Consider the following 6,171-nt stretch of genomic DNA (forward strand, 5'->3'; position numbering starts at 1 on the left):
ACGATTCTCCAGTTCAATCGACTCAAACAGCGCTTTGGCTATCTCAAAAATCGTAGAGAGTTCACTAATGGGAGCAAGCATTGTCTTACTGCGGGTTAACTGCTGATAGTCAGAAAACTTGACTTTTAACGTTAATGTGCGGCCTCGTGTTTCATGCTTCTGTAACCTTTGCTCGACAATTTGGGCAATCTGTTCGAGTTCTTGCAACATCTGGCTGACATCGCTTAAATCATTTGCAAACGAGTTTTCTGCACCAATGGACTTGCGAACTCGATTTGCTTCAACTGGGCGGTCATCTTCTGCTCTGGCAATCTTGTAGTAATAATTACCTGCTTTACCAAAGTGGTGTGTTAACTCTAAGAGCGATCGCTCCTTTAAGTCTGCACCAGTATCAATCCCTAGTGAGTGCATCTTAGCCGCCGTCACCTCACCAATCCCGTGAAACTTTTCAATCGGCAGTTGTTCTACAAAAGCGATCGCTTCCTCCGGTAAAATCACCGTTAGCCCATTCGGTTTGTTCTGTCCTGATGCCATTTTTGCAAGAAACTTGTTAATTGACACCCCTGCGGTTGCCGTCAACTGAGTTTCCTGGAAAATTGCAGTTTTGATATGTCTTGCAATCGTAGAGGCGTAGAGAATGTTTTGCTTATTCTCAGTAACATCAAGGTATGCCTCATCTAGCGCAACTCCTTCCACTAAATCACTGTAGCGTTTGAATATGGCGTGGATTGCTGCGGAAATCTCTCGGTAAACGTCGAATCTCGGTCTGACAAAGATAAGTGCGGGACATTTTGCGATGCCTGCGGCAACGTCAAAGACGAACGCTGTTACTGAAGGCATCGCAGAGTGAATGCCAAACTTACGAGCTTCATAACTGGCTGCTGCAACTACGCCTCGCTGATTCGGGCTGCCACCGACGACTAACGGTTTGCCTCGGTAGCTAGGGCGTGTCATCAAATAGATGTCAATCTAATTTAAAATTGATAGCCAAGCGCGAGTTGAGGAATGAGGAGGAGTGGTAAAATGACGCGCCGCTATGGGTTGCGAGATGATCAGTGGGAACGCATCAAAGAGTTACTACCAGGGCGAAAAGAGACTGTGGGAGTGACGGCTAAAGATAATCGATTGTTTATTGAAGGTGTGTTATATCGCTACAGAGCAGGTATTCCGTGGCGAGACTTACCCGAACGGTTTGGTGATTTTCGAGTAGTTCATACCCGTTTCAGTCGGTGGGCAAAGCGTGGAGTGTGGCAACGGGTATTTGAAGTGTTAGCTGAGGATGCGGACAACGAATATGCGATGATTGACTCGACCATTGTGCGTGCCCACCAGCACAGTGCCGGGGCAAAGGGGGGATGCATTAAGGGAAGCCATTGGACGCAGCAAGGGTGGATTGAGTACCAAGATTCACGCCCTAGTTGATGCCCTAGGTAATCCTATCAGCTTTCACCTGACCCCTGGACAAGCATGTGACCTTGATGGAGCCGATGTCTTACTCCACGAGTTGACTGCTGATACACTACTTGCTGACAAGGGATATGATGCTGATGAGCGCGTGATTGAGCAACTTGAACAACAAGGTAAAACACCAGTGATTCCGCCCAAGCGCAACCGTAGTGTTAAGCGTGACTATGACAAAGACTTATACAAAGCACGACATCTAATTGAAAATTTCTTTGCCAAACTTAAGCAATATCGAGCGATCGCAACACGTTACGATAAGCGAGCAAGGAACTTTCTGGGCGCAATTTATCTTGCTGCTGCCGTTATCTGGCTTAATTGATGACACGCCCTAGGGTTATCCCTCTGCTCTACCGATGCGTAAAAGGCATCCATATCTACGTGAACTATTTTCCTAGTTTTAGCGACAGATTCTTGTCCCAAGGATAGCTCCACCACAAGCAGTTTCGTTTTTCACACACTATTTCCAAGCAAATAAAATCCTAAATTAGAAATCCTATAGTACACTAGCACTAGTCTGAATGAAATTTAGCATATCTGCAAATTATTTAAGGTTTACTAGGACTTTCTGCTATCTGCTTCGACTGGTTTTTCTATTAATTGAGTGAGCGTGAGAATGTGGCTGAAATTTGGTATAGCCCCAGATGGAAAATTAGTCTGTGTTGAAGATGTCCCTAGTGGTAAAACTGTGCTTTTATGCCCTTACTGTTACGGTGGGCTAACCGCTAAAAAAGGTAAGGTTAAGCAGCATCACTTTGCACATTCGTCAGCCACTTGCTTGCCTGTGGCTACCCGTGATTTCCCGATTTTACCACTCTACGATAATTTTAATATTTACCTATCGCGTAAAGATTTAGCACAATTAAAATTGCTTTGGAAAGAATACGGCTCAATTAATTATCCTATTAGCCCTGGGTTAGTCATTCCAGGGCTACTCAAAGCCTTTATGTTCCACAAAAATGTCTACTTAAACCCTCCAGCTTATGAATTTACAAATTTGGGTAAAATTCCTGTTGGAGCGTTAGAATTTGATTTGTTTAACCAAGTGCAAGAACCACTATTGCTCAAAAAACTGTTGAAACTGGAGCTAGCAGCCAAACACACTTTATATAAAAATGTAGCAGATAAGTTATATTGCCTTACTGACTTAACGCTTTATCGCGCTCAATTTCAACGAATTTTATCTTGTACTTTGTATTTCTTGCAGATTCAAACACACATTGGCACTTTGTACAAGATAGGAGTTACTACTAGACCTATCCAACAGCGATTGCCAGAAATAGAAGCAGATTTACTTTACCATTATAAAACTGTTGACATTCAAATACTTGGAACTTGGGCACACCGAGGTAATGTTGAACTATATTTTAAACACCGTTATCAGAGTTTCAATTATCGCATTGGTAGTTTAACTGAGTACTTCAAATTTGGTGCTACCGATGCTAACGCTGTCCTAAATGAGCTACATGGTATGAAAGCTAAAGTACTTTCTCCAGTTGAGATAGAGATTCTTAAAGACAACATTAGTTTATCTCAAGTTGCTATCTAGCCTATACTCATGCTCTCCAACAGCCAGGTTCCATATTTTTATGCGATCGCACTCGCTAGCTTTTTAACAGTGAACAAGTTATCAGTAGTCTATTTATCCCGTGATCTAAGTCCCCCACCATTTGCTATAAACTTTTTGTGGTGATTCTTTATCCCCCATTAATGCAAAAATAATTGATAACTTTTAAAAGTACTGTCTGTTTATCCCATCTCCTTAATATTCACAATATGAATATCGACCAATTGCAAGAACTTAAACGAAAACTGACGAATGACGCAGACTTGTCCGATATCTGGCTATTTTATATGGATCATTTTGCGGATCTTCCAGAATTTACTGACCTGGGTGAGCCTGCCTATAATGAATATCTAGATGCTGTCCTCCAAAAAACTTGTCAGCAGATGTTTGACAGGGCAATAAAGATTAGTGACTGTTTGCTAATCTACATCGCTCAATATCATTTATTTCATGGAGCTTTCCAAATCGAAGGACGTATTGGGGGTGTGATTTATTTCGAGGATATAAAGATCGGGTTAATTGCAGTGTCGGCAGATTATCCCCCTACCGATGCGGTTAAGTATTCACGTTTTACTGAGATGATTCAACTGTCTGCACCGCAGGGTAACGATTGCAATTGAGATTCACTCTTTAATGTATGGTCAAGGGAATCCCGTTATCTTTGGGTTTTAAATTGAGAATAAATGGCACAGCTTTCAATACCCAATCGGACACGGGTGTATAATTAGCAGCTTCTTCTCCAAAGCTAATAGAAAGCATATCAGTATGAATGATACCTGGATTGAGGGGTATAGCTGCCATACCATTCGGCAATTCTTGTGCTAAAGAACGAGTTAATCCTTCTATTGCCCACTTAGAAGCACAATATGGTGCAACTTGGGCTGAAGTCGAGCGTCCCCAACCAGAACTAAAGTTAACAATAATACCCCGTTTGTTTTTCACCATTGCTGGTACGAAATGGCGAATTATATTCGCTACGCCTTTTATATTGATATCTATAAGCTCCGAAAATTCTTCAGATGGTATTTCCCACAAAGGTGCTGGATAATTGGTAATTGCCGCATTATTAATTACTATATCTGGCGGTGCATATTGTTGAAGTACGTCTTGGGCCCATTTTTCTACAAGGTGTTCATTTGCAACGTCTACAGATGTAAAATTGTTGGGCGCACTAAACTTTTGACGTATTTTATCGATTGCATCTGATGAACGGGCGCAACCAATAACAGTATGTCCCTGTTCAATAAAACCCTCGGTCATCGCATAACCTAAACCTTTACTTATGCCTGTAATTAAGATGAGCTTAGTCATATTTTTCTGTTATTCCTGTTCTGATTCAACAATTCGTGAGAAAAAATAACCATTACCTCTTGCGGTCAAGATAAATTCTGGGTCGTTGGGGTCGGATTCTACCTTTGTTCGCAATCGTGAAATATGCACATCTACCACACGGGTGTCTGTACTCATCTCTGGTACAAAGCCCCACAATTGCTGTAATATTTCTAACCTTGAAAAAACTCTTCCCGAATGATTTACTAACAACTCTAGCAAGCTAAATTCTATACCTGTTAGCCGAATGCGTTGCTCATCTTTATGGACTTGCCGCTTATTTACATCGATTTTGAGATTACCCACATGGATGATCTCAAATTTAGAAATAATATTGATATCAGTTTTGTGAACGCGTCGTCTGAGTACAGAAGCAATTCGAGCTTCTAATTCCTTGGGTGAGAACGGTTTTGTCATGTAGTCATCAGCGCCTAATTCCAGCCCAGCAATCCGATCTGCTACATCTGCCAAAGCTGTAAGCATGATAATTGGTACGTCTGATTGTTTCCGTAATTCTTGACAGACACCGTAGCCATCTAGCTTTGGCATCATTACATCCAGAACTATTAAATCAGGGGTCAACAGGCGAAAAGCTGACAAAGCTTCTTCACCATCACTAGCTGTAACTACGCTGTAGCCAATCATTTCTAACCGCGTCTGTAAAATTCGGCGGATACTGGCTTCGTCATCTACTATTAAGATTGTGCCTTTTTCACCTGATAAGTTTCTCAACGCTGTTCCTCCACAGCGAGAACTCTCAACCATCCATTATCTGCTTATTAGGAGTCAAAACCGCAAAACAGTATTGACGTACAGTCATGATCAAGAAGCGATGCCTGCGGCGAGCTACGCTTACGCTTAATACTTGCATCTGTGCAACAGATTATGATGGGGCATCTGCCCGAAAAAGAGATTTGTACTCAATTGGTAAATTCTTCAGCAAGAGACTCGTATTTTCCATAGATTTGGTGTATTTTGTTAATTCTGTGCAATTATTAATACCCATTTTCTCAGAACTTTACTCATCCAAATTTTAAGCCAATGCTTTTGAGGGAACAGCCAATGAAAACTTCTAATGATATAGATACCAAGAAGATCACCAAAAAATCCGACAAGCTTACCCTGAGACAGATGAAGTTAATCGAAGAAGCAGAAGACCAACTTCTTCAAACTAATACTGTCAATTCTCCAGCCTCTGTGGTTGAGGTTGAGGAGAAACCAGTAGCGATTTCAGAGCCTAAAGTTCCTGACTATGTTCCATTCCTTGACAATCCTCCAGTACAATCTGTGGGCAATTCCGGCTGGCAGGTTTCTGATGTCTGGCGGGATATTCGGGTAGATAGCTACTCGAATTAAACCGGAATTAAGTCTAAGCATATAAAAAAGTTCAACAATTAGGAGAGTAATGCTAACCGAATGTGGGCGCGATGGGCTACGCCTCGCCTTAAGAGCGATGGCGTAACCCCCATAAGTCGGTGGCGATCGCTTTAGTGATAACCTAGCGTGGCTGCGGCGTACAGGCCCTTTCAAGCGATTTATGGACGGATGCTTGGAGCGGGGTAAAGCACCTAACAGAAATTGTTGAACTTTATTACTTATTGTTAAACTTTTTTATTCCCCTACACTAAGGCAATCGCCTGAGCAATTTTTGTAAACTATCTTTGCACCAAGTCAAACTTATAGTTGCATTGTGCCTATAATAAGTTACGGCTAACTATAACTGGAAGTTAGCACCCTGTAAATGGTTATCGCTTGGATAACGCATCAAAGGCGATACCAAGACAAGCAAAATTTATCGGCAGCGTAATAGTTTC

7 protein-coding genes are annotated in these 6,171 nt (G+C 41.8%); 4 read left to right on the forward strand and 3 right to left on the reverse strand.

Annotated features, from left to right (window positions below; genetic code table 11):
* Positions 1–954 (reverse strand): DNA polymerase IV (dinB, locus tag ACWATR_RS38245; RefSeq protein ID WP_460345065.1); only part of this gene is annotated, 954 nt, incomplete at its 3' end.
* A gap of 69 nt (positions 955–1,023) precedes the next feature.
* Here dinB and ACWATR_RS38250 point away from each other — a divergent pair.
* The 3 genes from ACWATR_RS38250 to ACWATR_RS38260 all read left to right on the forward strand — a co-directional run bounded on the left by ACWATR_RS38250 (position 1,024) and on the right by ACWATR_RS38260 (position 3,648).
* Positions 1,024–1,783 (forward strand): IS5 family transposase gene (locus ACWATR_RS38250; RefSeq protein WP_460345068.1). Its coding sequence is split into 2 segments (ribosomal slippage): positions 1,024–1,349 and positions 1,348–1,783, totalling 762 coding nucleotides; the frame shifts between segments, so codons are not numbered across the junction.
* A 294-nt stretch (positions 1,784–2,077) separates the two neighbouring features.
* A complete protein-coding gene (locus tag ACWATR_RS38255) occupies positions 2,078–3,010 on the forward strand; it encodes a GIY-YIG nuclease family protein (protein WP_460345071.1) in 933 nt (310 codons plus the stop codon).
* Between the two features lie 227 nt (positions 3,011–3,237).
* Positions 3,238–3,648 carry a hypothetical protein gene (locus ACWATR_RS38260; RefSeq protein WP_460345074.1) on the forward strand — a complete coding sequence of 137 codons (411 nt, stop codon included), beginning with the start codon at positions 3,238–3,240 and terminating at the stop codon, positions 3,646–3,648.
* Positions 3,649–3,658: 10 nt separating this feature from the next.
* On the opposite strand, the gene ACWATR_RS38265 is transcribed toward ACWATR_RS38260, so the two are convergent.
* Positions 3,659–4,339, reverse strand: a complete 681-nt coding sequence (locus ACWATR_RS38265; protein WP_460345077.1) for an SDR family oxidoreductase — start codon at positions 4,337–4,339, stop codon at positions 3,659–3,661.
* 9 nt (positions 4,340–4,348) lie between these two features.
* Positions 4,349–5,122, reverse strand: a complete 774-nt coding sequence (gene rpaB, locus ACWATR_RS38270; RefSeq protein ID WP_460345081.1) for a response regulator transcription factor RpaB — start codon at positions 5,120–5,122, stop codon at positions 4,349–4,351.
* Positions 5,123–5,419: 297 nt separating this feature from the next.
* Here rpaB and ACWATR_RS38275 point away from each other — a divergent pair, with 297 nt between their 5' ends.
* A complete protein-coding gene (locus ACWATR_RS38275; protein WP_460345084.1) occupies positions 5,420–5,713 on the forward strand; it encodes a hypothetical protein in 294 nt (97 codons plus the stop codon).
* Positions 5,714–6,171 lie beyond the last annotated feature (458 nt).

The sequence above is a fragment of the Nostoc sp. UIC 10890 genome (genome assembly GCF_054786515.1).